Origin of the sequence: Pseudomonas sp. BF-R-24, assembly GCF_019947335.1 — a bacterium.
Lineage (GTDB): Bacteria > Pseudomonadota > Gammaproteobacteria > Pseudomonadales > Pseudomonadaceae > Aquipseudomonas > Aquipseudomonas jessenii.
This window is the reverse complement of the sequence record NZ_JAGYGG010000009.1, coordinates 169,412-188,341: the sequence shown is the minus strand read 5'-3', so window position 1 is coordinate 188,341 and position 18,930 is coordinate 169,412. Positions and strand designations below refer to the sequence as shown.

Here is an 18,930-nt window from a genome sequence, read left to right as displayed (position 1 = left end):
ACTGGTGACGATGCCAGACCAGATCCAGGCCTCAGCCACCGTTTGGCGCTCCTGCTTGAAACTCGAAGCCTGAGCGGCCAGCTTTTCAAAAGCCGCGGTCCGTTGCCCCTCGGGCAACTCGTATTGAATGTGCGCCCAGCTTTGCTGGATACCGTTGAGGCGCTGCTGGTCGGCGGGGTCCAGCGCCCAGACGCTCTGGCTCATTGCGCCAAGCAGTAGGCAAGCGATGATCTTTCTCATGGTTTGACATTCTCCTGGTCGGGTTTCTGGCTCAGGCGGCGGATCAGGGGCAATTGTTTGCGCAACCCACGGTCCACCAGATGGGGCAAAAAGCTGTTCAGGCGTACAAAAAAACGTTCGGGCCAGCCCAAGTACAAGTCGCGACGGTCACCGGCAATGGCGTGAATCACTGCGGCCGCCACGGCTTGCGGATCGTCGACATTGGTCTTGAGCGCATCATTCAGCGCCTGGGCCGCCGGGCTGTTCATGCTGGTACGGGTCGCTCGCGGGGCGACGTAAAGCACATTGACCCGAGTGTCGGCCAACTCCCGGCGCAGGGCCTCAGAGAACCCGCGCAGGGCAAACTTGGTGGCGCAGTAACTGGCGTAGCCGGGGTAGCCGATGGATCCATAGGTCGAACCGACGTTTACCACCATGGCACTGGCGGCTTGCTTTAGCTGCGGCAACAAAAGTTTTGTCAGGCACATAGGCGCACTGATGTTCACCGCGAGCATCGAATTGATCTCGCTGTCGTCCAGCTGTTCGAGCATGGCGAAATGATTGACCCCGGCGGCATTGATCAGCAGGTTGATGCCACCGATGCCCTGGGCCTGCGCCAACACCTGACGGCGGTCGGAGAGCAACGTCAGGTCCGCACGGACCCAACTCAGGTTACCGGGATAACGCTCAAGCAGCGGCACCAACGGTTCCCGATGCCGAGCCACGGCCAGCACCTGGGCCCCACTGGCGCACAGTGCGGTGGCGATGGCCCGGCCGATGCCGCCGCTGGCACCGGTCAACACGACGCGAGCTTCAGACAGGCGCATGCAGGTTCTCCCCGTTACGCGGCAAGCCACGAAACATATCGGTGTAGAGCCGGTACACCACTTTGGAGGCGTGAATGACGGCGGCCTGGTCGCCCGGGTCATCCAGACGGTTCATCAGTCGACGGTAGGTCTGCATATGTTCGATATCCAGTGAGCCGTGGGAACTGAGGTAGCTGAAGGCGCTTTCCGGCAAGTCCAGGTGCTGGCGAATACTGCCGGCGGCGTGGGTCGCCAAAGCGATGCTCGTGCCTTCAAGTACGTTGACCATGCCGAACAGACCCACCGGATTGTCCCTGGCAATCAGGTCGTAGAGGAAGCTGACCATCAATTCGATCGGCAATGACGGGCGTCCGTCCCGTACAGCGGCTCTGTCACCGCCGCAGGTTTCAATATCATTGAGTACCCATTGTTCGTGGCCGTATTCGTCCTCGATGTATTCACATACCGCTTCGCGCAGCCATTCCAGACGTGATGCCAACCGCGCACCACAGGCCATCATCAACGGCACGGTATGGCGCACGTGGTAATAGGCCTGAGCCAGAAAGGCCCGGTAACTTTCCAGGCTGACGTCGCCCTCCAGCGCATCACGGATGATCGGCAGGTTGAACAACTCAATGCGTTCTTGCTCAGTGGCTTTTTGCAACGTGTCAAAAAAACTCATGGTGCGGATTCCTCGGAAAATGCAGATTCGCTCAATTGCCCCCGGTAGCGTTCGACGATGGCGTCACGGCGGGGCCGGCCATTGGCGGTGAGCAAGCCGTTGGTGGCAGTGAAGGGTTGGTCGAGCCGGCTCCAGTGGTGGACCTGGGCGTACTCGGGCAAAGCCTCGTTGGCCTGGGCCACGGCGGCGGCCAGTTGTTCGTCGGTGCAGTCCGGGCGATGGGGCCAGAGCAGCGCATGGTTGTGAGGCATGGCCTCGCCATAGACGAAGGCCTGGGCGACAGGCCCGCGCTGGGTCAATTCGGCTTCCACCCACTCGGGGTTCACGTTGCGCCCGAAACTGGTAACGAACTGATGTTTCTTGCGTCCCTTGAGGTAAAGAAAACCCTCGGCGTCGAACTCGCCGAGATCGCCGCTGGGCCACCACTGGGCGGTGTGCGGCGCCTCTCCCAGATAGCCCAGCAAGGTTGAACCCTTGATCAGCACTTCGCCGTCCTCCGCCAGGCGAATCTCTACATGGGGCAATGGCCGTCCAACACTGCCGGGGCGCCGTGCTTGCGGGCGATTGAGGCACACGACCGACGCGCACTCCGACAGCCCGTAACCTTCATAGACGGGGATGCGCACGCGTTGGGCGCGATGCAGTAAATCTTCGCTGACCCGGGCGCCGCCCACGGCGGCAAAACGCAGGTGCTGTGGGTCGAAAGCCTTTTGCTCGGCAGCGTTGACCAGCATCAGCAACAACTGCGGTACCAGAACCAGACTCTGGGGCGATCGGCTGGCCAGGCAACTCAACAATGTCGGCACATCCACACCGCTGGCGCCTTCAATTCCAAGGGTTTTCGGGCCGGGCAGGCTCAAGGTGGCGCCGGCATACAGTGCAGCGTAACAACCGATGTTCTCCAGCAAAATGGCCAGCGGCAGCAGCGCCAAGTGATGTTGCGGATCGGTGGGTTTGCTGGCCAGGTGCAGCTCGTGAGCGACCCGCAGAATGCTATCGGCACTCAAGCACACGCCCTTGGGTGTGCCTGTGGTGCCCGAGGTGAAGGTCAACTTGGCAGTGCCTTCAAGCATCCGGTTCGGGCCATTGAACGTGCGGTGCCAGAACTCGCCGCACTTCTGATACCCGGTCGCCAGCAGTTCGTCGTGCAATTGCGGCTCGGCAATGACGAGCTCGGCCTGGCTTTGCTCCAGGCAATGCCTGCGTTGCCCCGGACTGAAAAAAGGCGGCAAGGCTACACAGGTCAAACCCTCGAACAACGCGGCCAGGTCCCAGAGCAGAGCTTCGACGCCATTGTCCAGCGCCAGGGCGACCACCCTGACCCGTTCATCGCGCAGGCGCTGCTGACGAAAAATGACCTCGGCATACAGCGTGGCGTAGTCCAGCTTCAGATGATCGCCCCACAACGCAATGGCGTTGGTTTTTTGCTCAGCATGATTACGCAGGGTCTGTTTGAAGCGCTCCATTTCAGGCGACATGGCAGGCCCCTTCAATAGAGGTCGGCAAGCCCAGGCGACTGAACAGGCCAATGTTGCGCAAATGAATGAAACCGGAGCGAACATTGCCGAAATGAACCCACGGTTTGCTTTCGTAGTAACTGCCCCAGGCGTGGCGGTCCTCGCCCAGACGCGCCGGGTCGGCAGCACACAGGGTCACGGGCTTCAAGCCAAGGCGGTGAAAGCTATTGACCAGCCCCAGGTTCCCGGTGAAGGCAACCCATTCCAGCCCCCCCATGGCCAGCAGGTAGGTCATCGCGATGATGCTCATCCGTGCGCTGCCGGTGTCGCTGGCAGCCAGATTGCCTACCTCTACGATGGCTGAGCGGCTTACGGTCTGGTCGGCCGCGGCACTGATCAGCGGATCGATCGCATCGTCCAGGTAACCTTCCAGGAACAGCGGTCCGCTGCGCGCCAGACGCACGCCAATCACCGCGCAAAGCGCGCCGGACGCCTCGCTCATGCCAAACAGCTCCGGCATGAAGTGGCGAATATCGGCACCGTGGGCCTTACGAAAGCGTTGCTGGATAAAGGCTTCGAAGGCACTTCGTTGCGGGGCGTCCGGCAAGGCCCTGACGAGATACATCTGCTGCGTTTCGGTCAGGCCAAAGTGCAGCGGCAACTGAACGTTCCAGTTGAAATCGGACATTGAAAACATCTCCCCCGGATCAATTGGGGAGAAGTATCAAAGGCATTTCTTAACGAAGTCTGAAGGTGAAAAAACGATTGTCGCCTTGGTGACAGTCCGTAATGACATGCCATGGCCTGCTTCAGGAACGGACTTAGGCCAACAAATACGGGGGTTTAACCGGAGCCCCCGACTGTCTGGCCTCAGTTACTCATGGCGCGGACGCTTATGCGCCCTCCAGTTGATCGCGCAAAAACTCGATGAAGCGCTGGGTTTTCGCCGGCAACAGGCGCGTCTCGGTCAGCGCATACACTGAAACCGAAGTGGCGTGCCATTGAGGCAAGACCTTAAGCAGCTTTCCATTGATCAGGTCTTGCTCAGCGATGCCCTCAGGCAGCAAAACGATACCCAGGTCCAGTGGTCAGTATCCCTGCCCTCACGCACTAGTCACTTCGGCCAACAGCGGGCACCGATGAAGTCGGGACGAATGAAAGCAGCCGGTCATCGATACATTCAGAAAACAGCCACTTCTCCTGGCCCAGACACCCCGCACAATCGCACCCTATATTGGGGGATATTCCCCGTCATCGGGTTATTCATCCTGGCTGCCCATACGCCAGCTTGAAACCCGCGGACAAGGGGAGCGTGGCGTAGAGCCATTAGTCACCTCCTGTCACTTTCGGCGGGAAATTTGCATCGTTCCCATCCCGGCTCGCAATCAAACGTTTCGCCAGCCGGGCCAGGAGCAGTGGCTCGTTGCTCATCTATTGCCACGCTCCGAGGAACCCGTCAGAGGTGTTTGCGATGAAACTGGATACCGGAAGGTTGAATCCTAGTCTTTTGTCCAAAACCAGGCTGGCGCTGAGTATCTCTGCTGCCGCGATCATGTTGGGGCTGGGCTTGTCCCAGACCCAGGCAGTCCCCCTCGACAACACCGATCCCCCGCCTCCTACCGACCCATCGGCGTTCACCAATCCGCCCGCCGATCCCAATGCCGCATTGAGGGACTTGCTCAAGCAGCCTCCCGCAAACGTCGGCGCCTTCGACTTACCCAATGGTGTGGCCGGTAACCGCCAGACCCCCTTGGTCGACAATGTGCTGCCACCCGATCTGCAACCCAGCTTCAACATCCCCACCAACGGTAATGCCAGCCCGGTGTTCGGGGCTCAACCGTTCACACAGAAGCTTGAACTTTTCGAGGAGTTCGGCTCGAACAAACTGGATGCGGCCGACCCGCCATCACCTGTTCCGTTTCCGGTTCCGACGCTGGGCCCCGCACCGGCGCAGGATCCATTGAATGTGGCGCGTAGTGGCCCGTCGCCGGCTGCTCTGGATGCCTTTCTCAGGCAGCCGGCATTGACGCCCTTCCCGACAGAGTTCTCCAATGTTCTGGACCGCAACCCCTGGAAGGCGCAGATCGAGCTTTTCCTCAACCGCCGAGTCGATTCGCCCGCAGAAGGCCGGCCACCGGGAAAAGGCTGGTCGCACCAGCGTTTCAATGAGTTTTTCCCGCGCGACGCCTTCAAGACTGTGCAAGCCGGCGCGCACGTCAACAGCGGTTTGCGTGATCGTATGCAACGGCATAACTACGCCGTGGGGGAATTTGCGCCGGGCGGGCTCTATCACAACACCAGCGGCGACCCGGCCAACGAGGGCACCACCAAGGGCATTGAAGTGCAGTTTCACCCCAACCTCCCTGTCCAGGACCACAATGCGTTGTGGACGTTCGACGGCACCTTTCCACCCAAACTGCTGCAAGTACGCTATGGCCAAGCGATGCTGATGCGTCATTACGATGCCTTGCCGATTGACCCATCGGCCAACCGGGGCTTTGGCCTGCACACCCTCAGCACCCATGAACATAACGGCCACTCGCCGGCGGAAAGCGACGGCTTTGCCAACGCGTTCTTCTTCCCGGGCCAGTACTACGACTATCGCTGGCCCATCCAGTTGGCCGGCTATGACAGCATCAATACCACTGCGCAGGACCCACGGGCAGCGTTCCCGTGCGACCCAGGTGAAATCCTTTTCGTCAACGACACCAGCCCCGGCTTCAAGACCTGCGACCACGGCACCATCAAGATCCGTGGCGACTGGCGCGAAACCATGAGCACCCACTGGTTCCACGACCACATGCTCGATTTCACCGCGCAGAATGTCTACAAGGGCAATGCCACGATGATGAACTACTACAGCGCGGTGGACCGTGGCAACGAGTCGGTCGACGACGGCGTCAACCTGCGCTTGCCCAGCGGTTCGGCGCTGGGGTGGGGTAACCGCGACTATGACATCAACCTGACGATCGCTGACAAGGCCTGGGACCAGACCGGCCAGTTGTGGTTCAACCCCTTCAACACCGACGGTTTTCTCGGTGACCAGGTACTGACCAACTGGGAGTACAAGCCCTTCCTGGACGTACGTGCCCGCCGCTACCGTTTGCGCATTCTCAACGGATCGGTTTCTCGTTACTTCAAGCTGGCGGTGGTGCGTCAGGTCAATGGTAATGGTGGCGAGTTTCCTGGCCCGAACAACTCCGGGGTTTCCTATAACCGGGTGCCGTTCCACATGATTGCCAACGACGGCAATATCATGGAGCACGCGGTGCCGTTCGATGGCAGCCTGGACCTCGATGGCGACGGCGACACACAGAACCACAATGCCATTCTGCCGATACAGGGCATTGCCGAACGCTTTGACATCGTCGTCGACTTCGCGAAAAACGGCATCAAGCCGGGCGACAGGATTTTCTTCGTCAACATCGAGGAGCATGAAAACGGCAGGCGTCCAAAACGTGACATTCCATTGGCGGATGTACTCTCCGGGAAGTACCTGCCCGTTGTCAGGCAAACCAGCCACGGGCCACAGTGGGTCAACGGTGACCCGGGCGTGGGCGTGTTCATGCAACTGAACGTCCAGCCTTACACCGGCCAGGATGTCAGCATGAATCCGGTCGACTTCGAGCCCGCCAAGCCTGGCAAGCCCGAGGGCAAGTTCATGATCCCCCTGCCCTTGCACCGTGATGACCCTGCCGATATCGCCCGGCTTGCCCAGGCGCGGCACCGCACCTTTATCTTTGGCCGCTCCAATGGCACAGATTTTACGCCCTGGACGATCAAGACCGATGGCGGCCGAGGCTTCCCCATGGACCCGCGCCGGATTTCAGCCGCGCCACAACTGGCCACTGGCCCGACACCGGCCGGGTTCAAGGGTGAAGGCACGCTGGAAGTCTGGAAGATCGAGAACGGCGGCAATGGCTGGAGTCACCCGGTGCATGTGCACTTCGAGGAAGGGATCATTCTCACTCGAGGTGGCAAGACACCACCCGAATGGGAAAAAGGGGCGCGCAAAGATATCTACAATATAGGCCGTCATCCTGAGAGCCTCGACAATGTCGAAATGGCCATTCGCATCCGTGAGTTTGCCGGTACCTACATGGAGCACTGCCACAACACACAGCATGAGGACACGTCGATGCTGCTGCGCTGGGACTCTGAACACCCGGGCCAGTTCCAATTGATGCCCACACCATTGCCAAGCTGGGACGGCGTGAGATTCGTGGCCTCGGTTGCGTTACCGACATTCCGTACGGGAGATGGTGTGGGGCCACAGGTCGGGGTCGACAATAATCAGGAAGATAGCAGTGGTAGCGGTAGTAGCGGTAGTAGCGGTAGTAGCGGTAGCGGTAATAGCGGCAGCGGCAGCGGCAGCGGCAGCGGTAGCGGTAGTAGCGGAGGCAAAGGCTAGCGTCGTCTATCAAACGGCTGATCATGTCGTCAGCAAACGCAAAGAACCGTTTGCATGATCGTCTCTATCCCGCGCCAGATTCTGCTCAACTACCTGAGCAATGCGGTGAAGTTGACCGAGCGTGGGCACATCCTGGTTGAGGTGTGCCTGCGTCAGGTCGGCTTGAAAGTCGACGGCGTGGACATGGTTGGCAGACTCCGACGGGTACTGGGCCACCACAGTCTGCATGTTGATTTGCTGCGCAGTTACCAGCCCCACAAGAGCCACTTGCTATAACGCGAGTTACCGGATGCAGTAGCTGTCCGAGACGCGTTACCTGTTCGACGATGGTAATGACATGTTCATTCTTTGTAGTAAGCGCTAGCGTCGTCGAGTTTCAACTTCGCGGGTACCGCCCGCTTCGCCGTATCGGATCCGGTCGACAGGGGTACGATCTGCGTGACATTGGCCATCCGGGTGATTTCCACCTGCAGCTTATCCTTGCCGAGCAGGTAGTCGGCCAGTTTCTGGGAAAACGGCCAGTAGTTCAGATCGGCTGTCAGGGTCAGCGGTCCGACGGCGTCGGCCGGCACCAGGAAGGAGAACTCCCCGATATTGTAGCCCTTGGGCAGAATGCGGTTGTCCGAGAGTATCTGCGTGGCATTCCAGACCTCGACGTCCAACGGATTGCCGTTCTTGTCGCCTATGTGCACTTTGAAATTTCGCGTGTTGACTTCGGTCTTGCCGTCCTTGATCGAACCCAGGCGATAGAGCTCGCGACCACTGGCATCCTGCACCCGAAAATCGATCCACATCTCCCGCCCCTCGGGAAAGCCGGTTGGCAGCTTGTGCCCGGCGCCGACGTTGGTCACTTTGACGGCTACCGAGGCGTATTGTCCGGGAATGATGGCGGCCGGCGGTTGCTGGAACGTTATTTGCGCCGCGCGCGCGAGCATGTCGCGTGCGCGTTGCGCGCCCTCCTCCTGACCAAGGTGCTTGAGCATCGTTGCGTTGGCTCCACTGAACCAATGCGAGGCGACCTCCCTACGGTCCGGCCCCATGATCGCGGCCTTGCCCGCAAAGCCCGGCATGTGGCAACTCTGGCAGGTCACATTGTTAAGGCTGTAGGTGCTCTCCTGCCATTCGTCATAAGTGCGCTCCACCGCCACGCTGCTGAACGGGTGCGTGACGTTGTGGCAGGTGCCGCAAAAGTCCGAGCGCGTGTGCAGAGCGGAATACACGGTGTCGTGATAAGGCGAAACGGCATCCTTGCGCGGGCCGAACTTGGTCGGTTTGCCGTGCGCTCGCGGGCTCAGAACATAGGCGCCGTTATCGAGGCCCGTGCGGGCACTGATGTTGTGGCAGGTGTCGCAATCGACCCCGGGCATCGGATGATTCTTCGCACTGTCTTCAATCGAGGAGCGGTTGACTTGCGAAGTGATCTGCCCGGTGGTGAGACCGATCGGGGTATGGCAGCCGGTGCAGAAGTTATCGACCTTGCCCTCGGTGGCCGCACTCGCACGCTTGAGCAAGGCCCGATAGATGGGCTCATCCCAGGCCTGGGACATCATCGACGAGCGCCACTGCCTGTAGATCTCCGTATGGCAAGCGCCACAGACCTGGGCATTGTCGAAGTCCTTCACATTCAAGACCAGGTTGCCGGTGGTATTGGCCCGATGCGGAAAGAACGGCATCGCGCCAATCACATGCATGAGCCTGGAGCGTGCCGGCTCCAGCCACTTATCATTGCTTTGATTGTCATTGCCCTGAGGTTCGTCAGCCGCCACCAGCGTTACCGTCAGCAGGCAGGTTAGAAAGCACAACCGGTGCAGCGCTACCTGTGCACACGTATGTCTGGAGTGGCTCATAAGCATTTCCCCTGGACGGTTGCAGAGGATGACTGCAGTACTTCTATTGAGTAAGCCCGGTATTGAGAAGCCAGGGCTACTTCGTGATGCAAACCGATGGCTACAGGCAATCACTCAATGGAGTACTGACAGCTCCACAGCATCCCGGCCCTGCACCTTGCATGAACGGGACAAGCTCACTCAGCAATTACTCTGCCAGCGTTGTATAAAATAGGCGCGGTGACCTGAAAGATCCGCAAACATTGGCCAGCGATTGAAGTAACCGGTTAATGAACATGCGAATACCGCTGAGCAATAGCCCCCATTAGTGGGGGGCTCACTCCGAATCGGGGGGGTGTCAGACGGGAGGGCCAGGGTTTCTCTGCGGGGTGCACCTCGCAAATCCGGGGCCACTCACTTTACTCGATACGACTTACTCTCTGTCCTTGGTCGACCGAATGAGATTGCCCCGTAACTTCACGATGGCCTTCTGCATCTGCACGAAGTCGTCGGGATCAAGACCGGTTTGCGGGAAGCCGTCTTCGGTGAGACCTTCGCGCAGTTTTCGCCCCTCTTTGGTCAGACTGATCCGCACCTGGCGTTCGTCTTCCGGGTCGCGCTGGCGCATTAAATAACCCATCGCTTCCAACTTTTTCAGGATCGGCGTGAGGGTATTGGATTCGAGAAACAGCTTTTCACCGAGGCTGCCAACGGTCTGGTTGTCCTCCTCCCAAAGCGCAACAAGGGTGATGTATTGCGTATAGGTCAGGCCGAGCCGTTCGAGCATCGGCTTGTAGGCCTTGCCGAAGGCCAGGTTGGTGGAATAGACCGCAAAACACAGGAAGTCGGTGAGTTTGAGATCCAGGGCGGATGTCTTGTCGGTGTTTTTCATGGGCGTTCTCCTGGCTCAATCTTGCGAGACCGAAACTATACGTCGTACGCGATGGTATCGGAAGTGCGTATAAACGCCGACGGCCAGCTCACCGGGGAAATCCCCAGTGAGCTGGCCGTGCAGTGGGTTAAGCCGTCAGGACGTTGATGTCGACATCAATGTTGCCGCGTGTGGCCTTGGAGTAAGGGCAGATTGCATCGGCGTTGTGGGCCAACTCGGTCGCCACCCCCTGATCCAGCCCCGGCACCCGCAAGGTCAGTCGGGCCTGGAGGAAGTAAGCTGCGCCGGTCTGGCCCAGGTCCACTTCAATGTCGACGGCGGTGTCGGTCGGCAGTGTCACCTTCATCTGTTGGGCGGCCAGCCCCACCGCTGCGATGTAGCAGGCCGACCACGCTCCGGCGAACAGTTGCTCGGCTTTCGGGTGCGGCTGGACGGCGGTGAGCACATGTGCCGGTGTATCGCTGCCGGGGGACGACAGCACGATATCGAGGTTGCCGTTATGACCGCGCGAGGTTTTGCCCGCGCTGTTATGAGTGGTATGGGTTTTGCCGCTGGCCAGTACTTTTTCGATCTTGCTCATGATGATTCCCTCAGGATTACAGTGAGTTATGTTCGTGCACGCTTTTATCGCATGAGATATTAGTGGTGCATCCAGGCATCACGCCGTAATCACGTTCAGGGCAACGTCGATATTGCCGCGTGTGGCTTTGGAGTAAGGGCAGATGGAGTCGGCAATGTGCGCCAGTTCGGTCGCGACATCGTGTGCCAGCCCTGGCACTCGCAGGGTCAGTCGGGCCTGAAGGAAATAGGCCAGACCAGTCTGGCCCAGGTCCACTTCGATGTCGACGGCCATATCCGCCGGCAACACGATACTGCGCTCCTGGGCCACCAGCCCCACTGCCGCGGTGTAGCAGGCAGACCAGGCACCGGCAAACAGTTGCTCGGCTTTCGGGTGCGGCTGTGTAGCGGCAAAGACGTGGGCTGGCTGGGCGGAACCCGGTGACGACAGTTCGATATCGAGGTTGCCGTTGTGACCGCCGACACCGCTGTGGGTGGTGTGGGTTTTGCCGGTTGCCAGTACTTTTTCGATCTTGCTCATGGGGACTTCCTCAGGACTTGATGTTTTGTGCGATTATATCGCATACGATATTTATGGCATTTAAAAAGACAACGTTCATCAATTGGCGTGTGCAATGATCCAGTTGTTGCCGTTCTGGCCATGGGAAGCGTGAGCGGTTGAGATAAACATTGTGCGGCGGCTTCCGGTGTTCATGGCTGAGTCTCCAAACGGCAGGGGTTGTCGTTATCTTTAATCGCTATCGATTAAATCGTATGCGATGGATGAATATTCAACCAAAGCCCCAATGATGTCAAAGTTTATTTTGTGCCTTGCCGATGAGCGGTAGACGCGAGATCAACCTCGCTACCCTCTCCCTTGCGGAAAGGATGATGGGCTTCTCACCGTCCGGCCCTCCGGAGCCCCCGGTTACGCGCATCGGATCGCTTTCACCCATGACGATCAACGCTTTGGCGCTGAAGTGAAATGGACGTTTTTCACTCGAAAAAAAACCGGCCATTCGAGCCGGTTCTTTGATTTCCTGAGCCCCACACACAAAAAACCCCCTCACAAGGAGGGGGTCTGATGTTTGAAAGGTTCAGACAGGTTCACCCGTCTTTTCCTGGAGCCTCGTCAGTTCAGCGCAGCGCAGGAATACCCGCAAACAACCACGAAGTTTCTTGAACCGGAGTTGCTTCGTTGCGCTTACGCGCCCACTGGGTCAGCGCCACCATCATCGCAAAGCCGAGCACGATCAACACCGGATAGGCCATCAGCAACTCGGTGAGCGAATACTTCCAGGCCAGCGGTCGACCGACACCAAGCATGGCGGCATACAGCCAGGACACGCCCGACAGTGCGCCAGAGAACAGGGCAAACATTCGCACATTGATCTGTAGATCAAGCAGCGAACCGGCCTTCAGCATTGCCGGCAATACATAGCGGTGCAACAACATGCCGTTGAACGTCAGCAACATTACAATAATAACTTTTGCTTGAAGTTTCGGATTGGCAAAATAGGTCATGCCTTTTTCAAGGTAATCAATACCTATAATCGCAGCTCCGGTGACCCACAAGAAGATCAACGCATTGGAAACAGACTTCTGAAGACTGGCCATATGTTCATTATCGTGCCCCGACGACACGCGACCTTTCAATAAGTCCTTTACCATTGCCGCATCGCTGGCAAACACCAGGCCAATAGCTACGCAGCAAGCCAACAGGTGAACGTACACTACGCCTAAACGCAAAAACTCCATGGATTCTTTCTGGCCGATCAGGCCGATAATTGTACTAATATCCAAGATTACATCTCCACTTATTGCGGCAGTGCAAATTGACCATGCCCCAGGCATGCGAATTAATTAATTAATTAATTGCGCCTGCACGATCAAGTTCGCATTGATTGAATCAACTAAATAATTTGGTATTACAAGAGAGAGCGACTCGCCCAGCAAGTCAGTGATGACGGCATACTATCACTCCAGGTCTCAGGTAAAAAAAATCCCCATGCGCATTCCATTCAATGCAGATGAGGTATACGTCCATTTTATTAGTGAGTGCAGCGCGAACTGTCAAAGGATCCGCCTGCCGGTAAATCAGAGCGAAGCATATCAAAATCGTTCACTTTTTGAGCAGTACGCTCGACAAACGGTACTAAATCCAACACCTTGAGGTACCTGTTTTCCTGGCTGAAACCTGCATAGCTACGGCGCTGAATCGCTTCACCTGACATACCGAAAAAAAACCCGCTATTGCGCTGAACTTTCGTCGCCAGCCCCGACCAATGGCGAAAATTGCCTACTGGTCACCGGCAAATTCGAGTCGCCTGAAGGGGCCGTCGACGCGTCTCGCTCGACTCAGCCACACCCACGCTGAATCGAGGTTCTTTTGAGCGGTGCCCCAGGCTTGCTCAAGCCAGCAATTGGGTGATCCACCGGGCCTGCCGAGCGATGTCCTGCACCGTCTCCTCGGGCACGGCCTGCTGCGCGAGGGCAAAGTGGCTCAGGGTCTTCTGTTTCTGGCGCAACTTGCGCTGCCACTTGACCAGGAACGCCGGGCTGCGGGTCTGCATCTGCAACGGGCCGAAGTACAGCTCCCGGGCGGTGTAGATCACCGGCCCTGCGCGTTCGGCGACGATGATTTCGTAGTCGAAACGATTTTCCCGCAGCACTTCTTCGCAGAGGATGCGATAGCCATTGTCCATCAGCCATTGGCGCAGTGGCTGCTCGCCGCCGTTGGGCTGCAGGATCAGGCGCTCCTGACCGCTCAGGTACGCCTTGCCACTGTCGAGGATGTCACGGATGGTTTCGCCGCCCATGCCGCAGATGCTGACCGCTGTAATCCCGTCTCCCGGCTCGATTGCCGCCAGGCCGTTGGCCAGGCGCACGGTGACTTGCGAGTCCAGGCCGTTCTCGCGCACGGTGCGGTTGGCCGCGTGGAACGGCGTCAACGCCACCTCGCCGGCTACCGCCGCCGCAATGGCGCCACGGCGCATCAAGGCCACCGGCAGGTAACCGTGATCCGAGCCGATATCGGCCAGGCGCGCACCGGCTGGCACATAGGCGGCAACGCGCTCCAGGCGCATGGACAATGTCTGTTCGTTCAACTGCGGCCCCTTTTCACCACTAACGTCCGGCGACTTGGGCCGGATCGGGGCGTGATTCTGTCGAGCAATGCCGTGCATTTCAAATTTATGTGACCAGGGTCATGGCCCTTTTCACGCAATCACTTGCGCATACACCGATCTGTCGACGTTGCCACCGGAGAGAATCACCCCCACCCTTCTTCCCGACATGGCTTCACGCTCCGAGATGAGCGCTGCCAACGCCGACGCACCGGCCCCTTCGGCAAGGTTATGGGTATCGGTGTAATACACACGCATGGCTTCGGCGATCTGGTCATCGCTGACCGATACGATCCGCGCAGCACCTGCCGCATAGACGGCAAAGGCTTCAGGAATCGGCTTGCGCACGGCAAGGCCGTCGGCAAAGGTGTTGGCCGAGGCGGTTTCGCAGATTGCGCCAGCGTCAAACGACATCTGTGCAGCCGCCGCCTGCGTGGAAACCACGCCAACCACTTCTGTTTCCAGACCCAGCGCATCGCGGGCGGCGATCACCCCGCAAATCCCCGATCCACAGCCAATCGGTACATAAACGGTATCCAGGTCCGGTGCTGCGTTGAACAGCTCCAGCGCATAAGTGGCGACGCCTTTGACCAGCTCGGTGTGAAACGGCGGAACCAGGAACAGGTCATGCGCGTGCGCCAGACGGGCCGCCTCTTCACGGGCATCATCGAAATCGCGGCCATATTCGACCACTTCAGCGCCAAAGCCGCGCATGGCGTTGTTCTTTTCTACCGAGTTACCTTCCGGCACGACGATCAACGCCTGCAAACCCAGTGTGCGAGCCGCCAGTGCCAAGCTCTGGCCATGGTTGCCGCGGGTCGCGCTGACAATGCCCTTCGCGCCCGGGTGCTCGCGCTTGAGCCAGTGCATGAACGTGATACCGCCGCGCACTTTGAAGGCACCGGTAGGCGTGTGATTTTCGTGCTTGACCCACACCGTGCAACCCAACCGCTGAGCCAGCAAGGGCCAGGGGTACTGGGCTGTGGCGGGCATGACCTGGTAAACGTGGCGAGCGGCCTGTTCGATATCGTCGCGAGTCAGTGTGTGCATGAGAGGTCCCCCTGAGGTTTTGCCCAGTCTGAACAACGGCGCAGTACTCCGGCTTTCAAAAAACTGACCTGACTTTTGTCCCCCCTCTTCACTACTATGGTGTCCATGAGTCATCGAAATCGCCCGCCGCCACCACGCTTGTCCGAACCGGTCCGTCGTATCGAGGCCGGCCCTTGGGCAATCGAATTGCTCCCCGGCTGCGCCTACGCGACCCGCTATGTCGCGACCCAGGCGGGAATCGGCTTCGCCTTCGACAGCCAGCGAGGCCTGCACGCCATCGGCAGCGACCGAATACGCCCCTTCGATGCCGTGCCCAACGGCCTGGCGTTCGTCCCCGCCGGGTGTGACGTGTTGTCCGAATCCCCCCAGGGCGGCGAATACTTGCGGGTGATTCGCACCGATGGCATGGCGTTGATGGGGGATCGTGCCTTCAACAATCGCATCGACCGGCAAGCCACCGCTCTCGCGTGGCGTATGCGTGCGGCGCTGTTGCTGTCCTCTGTGGAGGACGATTGGGAGGCCTGGGCACTGGCATTGTCCGAACGGGCGACGGGTAGCGAAGCGGTGTCGACAACACCCCATGGCTCGATAACCGGCAGCCGGATGCGCTTGCTCGATGAGTTCATTGATGCAGGCCTCGAAGACCCGTTGAGCGTAGCGGCAATGGCGGGCCTGCTTGGATTGTCCGAAGGGTATTTCATGCGGGCCTTCAAAAACGCCACCGGCAAAAGCCCGCACAGCTACCTGATCGACCGACGCCTCGCCAAGGCCCGTGCCCTGATGCGCGATTCGACCGCCACCCTGACGGAAATCGCCTACGCCTGCGGTTTCAATTCCCAGGCGCACATGGCGACCACCTTCAAGCAACGCCTTGGAGTGAGTCCGGCGCAGCTGCGTCAGTCTTTGGGGTTAGAGCAGATTGACAGCGAAGCCCACGCCAAAGCTGACCTGCTCGGCGTGGCCAAAAGAAACTGAGGAACCCAGGGAATCGAACGGTGTCGCAGCGGTCCAACACGCGGCAGCACAATGGGCGCGAGACGCCCAACGTATTGCCTGCCGACCGCCTTTGCCCATGGGAGGACCCATTGCCAGCTATTTTTTTGCGTCAAGTTTTCCGGTTAACGATCGTGCTCTTTTGCGCTGGCACCTCGTCCTCGGTTTTCGCCTGCCCGGCCGGGCAGTATCAGGTCTGCATGGTCGCTTGTTTTTGTGCTCCAGGTTCCGAAGAGGAAGCTGGAACGATCTTCGACGACATGAACCAGATGGCGGCCTCTGGATTGCAGAACTGGATTGTGCAATCGCGCAACACCGCGGCAACCGGCGATATCCAGCCAATCCCGCTGAATATCCGGGCCCAGCTCGAACCCTACTATGACATTCAAGTGCTCGATTCGGTTCGCTACAAGGTAGGCGATGATGTGGAGCTGAACGCCGCACACACCATGCTGCAGAATCCTGATGTACGTGCGGTCACCCTTATCGACATCATCGTCTTTCGAAATCCCGAAGATGCACTTAACGATGTCGCGCTGTGGGCGCATGAGTTGAAGCACGTGCAGCAGTACCAGCAATGGGGCGATCGCGAGTTCGCCACTCGTTATACCCGTGATTACGAAGCCGTCGAGGCGCCTGCCTACGAGATTCAAGCCCAGGTAGCCAGAGCGCTACGAACCAGCCAGGCTCGGGCAGAATCGCCTCGATATCCTTGAGCAAGGGTCAAGCCTGGTCAGGTAACCATGAAGAGGTGGCACCGCCCGTTCTCATGCGGATTGTCTGCGCCAGGTGCCGGGGGATGTGCCGAATTGGCGTTTGAATGCGCGACTGAACGCGGCTTCGGAGTCGTAGCCAACGGCAAAGCCGATTTGCGCCACATTGCCGCGACCTTCGCGCAACTGTTTAGCCGCCACGTGCATGCGCCACAGCGTCAGGTATTGCATCGGTGGCTGTCCGACCAATGCCGTGAAGCGCTCGGCGAACACCGAGCGCGACATGCCCACCTCAAGCGCCAGGGCTTCTGCCGTCCAGCCTTCGGTTGGACGGGCATGCAATAGCGCCAGTGCGCGCCCGATGTGCGGATCCCGCAACCCCGCCAGCCACCCACGCCGCTCAGCGGGAAGGCTGGCGACATACTGGCCGACGGCTTCGACGAATAGCAGCTCCGATAGCTTGGCGATGACCGTTGTCGAGCCGACGCGGCCCGCCGCGATTTCACTGACAGCAAAACGAAAGGAGCTTTCGATCCAGGTGCCCGAAGCCGTCGCACGCAAATCCAGTTTCAATAAGGAAGGCAACGACGAAAGCAACGGACTGAAGGGTGTTTCTGAACCGAGGAACCCGCACAGCAACTGCGTGGCCTCGCCGCCCCCGCCGTACTTGATCCGTGATATGCCGCCGACTTCTGGCGGCTGGATGACTTCTCTGGCTGGCATGGGCGCAATGCTCAGGTCGCTGCCAAAAGAATGTGCGTCGTTGCGAGGAAGCAAAACGAGTTCGCCTGCCCCTACCTCGATGGCGGCACCACCGTCGATTTGAATTTGCATGCGCCCCGCGGCGACAAAGTGCGACGCAATAATGTGTCGAGGTGCCGCCAGGAACGGCTTGCAATCATCCGCCGAGATTCTGCCGTTGATGCACCAGGGCGCAGTGAGCTCCGCCTCGAGGAAGACCCCTCCAGACAGCCGAATCACACGCAACACATCAGAAAGCGCATCCAACACTTGACCGCCCTCCTTTCCGGAGTCCGGAGCAGGTTTTCAGGCGCACCGGTCATTCACCGCCTGAACTGCGACGCCTAGATTAGCACCAACGCGGAATCAGCGATCGAAACTGTCCCCAGAGGCTTCACCCAGGGTCATTGGCTCCGACGTCAACCGAAATTGCCCCATTCCAACGCCACCAGGGCAGCAGGAGATCCATATGAACAGCGTCGTTACCCTACCCGGCTCAGCGTCAGGCAACACCGCCCGTTATGCGCAAATGGTCAGGTCATCGAAAAAGTCCGAATGGCAGATCGATCGCGATCTGTTCCAGGACCGCAGTTTCGACTACTCGCGCAAATTCCTTCCCGACGGACTGTCGCGGGTCGACCGCCTGACCTTTCTCGATGCGGACCAGGCGCGCCTGCTCAGTCAGATCCAGGGCCGGACCTATGCGTACATCTTTGGCCTGGTCGAGCGTTTTATCAGTGCCAAGATGCTCGATCAGGGGCGGGCCCATGTATTTGACAATCAACTGGCCCTTGAAGCGCTGGTGCGTTTTTCCAACGACGAGATCAAGCACCAGGAGTTGTTCCGGCGCATGGAGACGATGATGAGTTCGAAATTGCCAGCGGGATATCGTCAGGTTGCCGATCCAAACGAGGTGGCGCGCGCGGTACTGGCGGCCAGTACCTGGGCGGTGCTGGCACTGACCTGTCACATCGAGCTGTTTGTTCAGGCGCACTACGTGCAAAGCATCGCCCCGCGCGAGGAACTGTGCCCGTTGTTCAAGGATGTCTTCAAATTCCACTGGAAGGATGAAAGCCGGCACGTCGTACTCGATGAGCTGGAATGGCAGGACGAGCACGCGAAACTCTCGTCGGCCGAGCACGACCAGGCAGTGAATGACCTGATTGCGCTGGTAGCGGCCGTCGACGCGATCCTGCAGGCACAATCGGCAGCCGATGCCGACTACTTCATCAGTCATGCTTCACGATCGTTCAGTGTCGATGAGACCGCGCAAATCAAGGCCTGCGTACTGAGCGCCTACCGCTGGCAATACATTATCTCGGGCGTACGGCATCCACACTTCGGTCGACTGCTGACGCAGATGACAACGCCGGCACAGATGTCCAGGATTCAGACCGCTCTGGCCCCCATCATGAGCAATTGACCGACAGCGCGCGACTGACTGCTCGTCGGTCGCG

Annotated in this window: 18 protein-coding genes and 2 pseudogenes; 5 read left to right on the top strand and 15 right to left on the bottom strand. The window is 59.0% G+C overall.

Annotated elements, in window-relative coordinates:
- The 6 genes and pseudogenes from KGA98_RS10305 to KGA98_RS10280 all read right to left on the bottom strand — a co-directional run.
- Positions 1 to 240: pseudogene (locus KGA98_RS10305) on the bottom strand (hypothetical protein); the annotation flags it as partial.
- Entirely contained in the window at positions 237 to 1,046 is an 810-nt protein-coding gene (locus KGA98_RS10300; RefSeq protein ID WP_057714887.1) for an SDR family oxidoreductase, read from the bottom strand. The gene KGA98_RS10300 and the pseudogene KGA98_RS10305, both read right to left, overlap by 4 nt.
- On the bottom strand, positions 1,033 to 1,707 hold the full coding sequence (locus KGA98_RS10295) for a TenA family transcriptional regulator (RefSeq protein WP_223502255.1): 675 nt from the start codon (positions 1,705 to 1,707) through the stop codon (positions 1,033 to 1,035). The genes KGA98_RS10300 and KGA98_RS10295 overlap by 14 nt, the downstream gene beginning before the upstream one ends.
- Positions 1,704 to 3,185, bottom strand: a complete 1,482-nt coding sequence (locus KGA98_RS10290) for an AMP-binding protein (RefSeq protein ID WP_223502254.1) — start codon at positions 3,183 to 3,185, stop codon at positions 1,704 to 1,706. Before KGA98_RS10290 ends, KGA98_RS10295 begins: the two co-directional genes overlap by 4 nt.
- Positions 3,175 to 3,852, bottom strand: coding sequence for a thermostable hemolysin (locus tag KGA98_RS10285; protein ID WP_223502253.1), 678 nt, complete (start codon positions 3,850 to 3,852; stop codon positions 3,175 to 3,177). Before KGA98_RS10285 ends, KGA98_RS10290 begins: the two co-directional genes overlap by 11 nt.
- Positions 3,853 to 4,057: 205 nt before the next feature.
- Positions 4,058 to 4,249: pseudogene (locus KGA98_RS10280) on the bottom strand (LysR substrate-binding domain-containing protein); the annotation flags it as partial.
- A gap of 386 nt (positions 4,250 to 4,635) precedes the next feature.
- On the opposite strand from KGA98_RS10280, the gene KGA98_RS10275 reads away from it, so the two are divergent.
- Positions 4,636 to 7,575 (top strand): multicopper oxidase domain-containing protein, encoded by a 2,940-nt coding sequence (locus tag KGA98_RS10275; protein ID WP_223502252.1) that lies wholly within the window; start codon positions 4,636 to 4,638, stop codon positions 7,573 to 7,575.
- A 54-nt stretch (positions 7,576 to 7,629) separates the two neighbouring features.
- Entirely contained in the window at positions 7,630 to 7,851 is a 222-nt protein-coding gene (locus KGA98_RS10270) for a hypothetical protein (protein ID WP_223502251.1), read from the top strand.
- A gap of 65 nt (positions 7,852 to 7,916) precedes the next feature.
- Here the strand turns inward: KGA98_RS10270 and KGA98_RS10265 are convergent, their stop codons facing one another.
- From KGA98_RS10265 to KGA98_RS10230, 8 genes are all read right to left on the bottom strand, one after another.
- A complete protein-coding gene (locus KGA98_RS10265) occupies positions 7,917 to 9,422 on the bottom strand; it encodes a multiheme c-type cytochrome (protein WP_223502250.1) in 1,506 nt (501 codons plus the stop codon).
- Between the two features lie 412 nt (positions 9,423 to 9,834).
- Positions 9,835 to 10,293 carry a MarR family winged helix-turn-helix transcriptional regulator gene (locus KGA98_RS10260; protein ID WP_057714893.1) on the bottom strand — a complete coding sequence of 153 codons (459 nt, stop codon included), beginning with the start codon at positions 10,291 to 10,293 and terminating at the stop codon, positions 9,835 to 9,837.
- A gap of 127 nt (positions 10,294 to 10,420) precedes the next feature.
- Positions 10,421 to 10,873 carry an Ohr family peroxiredoxin gene (locus KGA98_RS10255; RefSeq protein ID WP_223502249.1) on the bottom strand — a complete coding sequence of 151 codons (453 nt, stop codon included), beginning with the start codon at positions 10,871 to 10,873 and terminating at the stop codon, positions 10,421 to 10,423.
- Between the two features lie 78 nt (positions 10,874 to 10,951).
- Positions 10,952 to 11,392 carry an Ohr family peroxiredoxin gene (locus KGA98_RS10250; RefSeq protein ID WP_223502248.1) on the bottom strand — a complete coding sequence of 147 codons (441 nt, stop codon included), beginning with the start codon at positions 11,390 to 11,392 and terminating at the stop codon, positions 10,952 to 10,954.
- 271 nt (positions 11,393 to 11,663) lie between these two features.
- Positions 11,664 to 11,870 (bottom strand): hypothetical protein, encoded by a 207-nt coding sequence (locus KGA98_RS10245; RefSeq protein WP_057714895.1) that lies wholly within the window; start codon positions 11,868 to 11,870, stop codon positions 11,664 to 11,666.
- A 118-nt stretch (positions 11,871 to 11,988) separates the two neighbouring features.
- Positions 11,989 to 12,609, bottom strand: a complete 621-nt coding sequence (locus KGA98_RS10240; protein ID WP_223502260.1) for a hypothetical protein — start codon at positions 12,607 to 12,609, stop codon at positions 11,989 to 11,991.
- A 653-nt stretch (positions 12,610 to 13,262) separates the two neighbouring features.
- A complete protein-coding gene (locus tag KGA98_RS10235) occupies positions 13,263 to 13,958 on the bottom strand; it encodes a tRNA (adenine(22)-N(1))-methyltransferase (RefSeq protein ID WP_317848842.1) in 696 nt (231 codons plus the stop codon).
- A 111-nt stretch (positions 13,959 to 14,069) separates the two neighbouring features.
- A complete protein-coding gene (locus KGA98_RS10230; RefSeq protein ID WP_223502246.1) occupies positions 14,070 to 15,026 on the bottom strand; it encodes a threonine dehydratase in 957 nt (318 codons plus the stop codon).
- A 96-nt stretch (positions 15,027 to 15,122) separates the two neighbouring features.
- On the opposite strand from KGA98_RS10230, the gene KGA98_RS10225 reads away from it, so the two are divergent.
- Positions 15,123 to 16,001 (top strand): helix-turn-helix transcriptional regulator, encoded by an 879-nt coding sequence (locus tag KGA98_RS10225; protein ID WP_223502259.1) that lies wholly within the window; start codon positions 15,123 to 15,125, stop codon positions 15,999 to 16,001.
- Positions 16,002 to 16,111: 110 nt separating this feature from the next.
- Entirely contained in the window at positions 16,112 to 16,735 is a 624-nt protein-coding gene (locus tag KGA98_RS10220; RefSeq protein WP_411736663.1) for a DUF4157 domain-containing protein, read from the top strand.
- Positions 16,736 to 16,786: 51 nt separating this feature from the next.
- Here the strand turns inward: KGA98_RS10220 and KGA98_RS10215 are convergent, their stop codons facing one another.
- Complete coding sequence (locus tag KGA98_RS10215) at positions 16,787 to 17,743, bottom strand: AraC family transcriptional regulator (protein ID WP_223502245.1); 957 nt, start codon at positions 17,741 to 17,743, stop codon at positions 16,787 to 16,789.
- A gap of 199 nt (positions 17,744 to 17,942) precedes the next feature.
- Between KGA98_RS10215 and KGA98_RS10210 the strand changes: the two genes are divergently transcribed.
- Positions 17,943 to 18,896: a diiron oxygenase gene (locus KGA98_RS10210; RefSeq protein WP_223502244.1), complete on the top strand. Its 954-nt coding sequence runs from the start codon at positions 17,943 to 17,945 to the stop codon at positions 18,894 to 18,896.
- The last annotated feature ends 34 nt before the right edge of the window (positions 18,897 to 18,930 follow it).

Coding starts and splice junctions, on each gene's coding strand:
- KGA98_RS10260 (WP_057714893.1), bottom strand. CDS start 10,293: ATGAAAAACACCGACAAGACATCCGCCCTGGATCTCAAACTCACCGAC.
- KGA98_RS10245 (WP_057714895.1), bottom strand. CDS start 11,870: ATGGCCGGTTTTTTTTCGAGTGAAAAACGTCCATTTCACTTCAGCGCC.
- KGA98_RS10290 (WP_223502254.1), bottom strand. CDS start 3,185: ATGTCGCCTGAAATGGAGCGCTTCAAACAGACCCTGCGTAATCATGCT.
- KGA98_RS10300 (WP_057714887.1), bottom strand. CDS start 1,046: ATGCGCCTGTCTGAAGCTCGCGTCGTGTTGACCGGTGCCAGCGGCGGC.
- KGA98_RS10225 (WP_223502259.1), top strand. CDS start 15,123: ATGGTGTCCATGAGTCATCGAAATCGCCCGCCGCCACCACGCTTGTCC.
- KGA98_RS10270 (WP_223502251.1), top strand. CDS start 7,630: ATGATCGTCTCTATCCCGCGCCAGATTCTGCTCAACTACCTGAGCAAT.
- KGA98_RS10210 (WP_223502244.1), top strand. CDS start 17,943: ATGAACAGCGTCGTTACCCTACCCGGCTCAGCGTCAGGCAACACCGCC.
- KGA98_RS10230 (WP_223502246.1), bottom strand. CDS start 15,026: ATGCACACACTGACTCGCGACGATATCGAACAGGCCGCTCGCCACGTT.
- KGA98_RS10265 (WP_223502250.1), bottom strand. CDS start 9,422: ATGAGCCACTCCAGACATACGTGTGCACAGGTAGCGCTGCACCGGTTG.
- KGA98_RS10275 (WP_223502252.1), top strand. CDS start 4,636: ATGAAACTGGATACCGGAAGGTTGAATCCTAGTCTTTTGTCCAAAACC.
- KGA98_RS10240 (WP_223502260.1), bottom strand. CDS start 12,609: ATGGAGTTTTTGCGTTTAGGCGTAGTGTACGTTCACCTGTTGGCTTGC.
- KGA98_RS10250 (WP_223502248.1), bottom strand. CDS start 11,392: ATGAGCAAGATCGAAAAAGTACTGGCAACCGGCAAAACCCACACCACC.
- KGA98_RS10255 (WP_223502249.1), bottom strand. CDS start 10,873: ATGAGCAAGATCGAAAAAGTACTGGCCAGCGGCAAAACCCATACCACT.
- KGA98_RS10285 (WP_223502253.1), bottom strand. CDS start 3,852: ATGTCCGATTTCAACTGGAACGTTCAGTTGCCGCTGCACTTTGGCCTG.
- KGA98_RS10295 (WP_223502255.1), bottom strand. CDS start 1,707: ATGAGTTTTTTTGACACGTTGCAAAAAGCCACTGAGCAAGAACGCATT.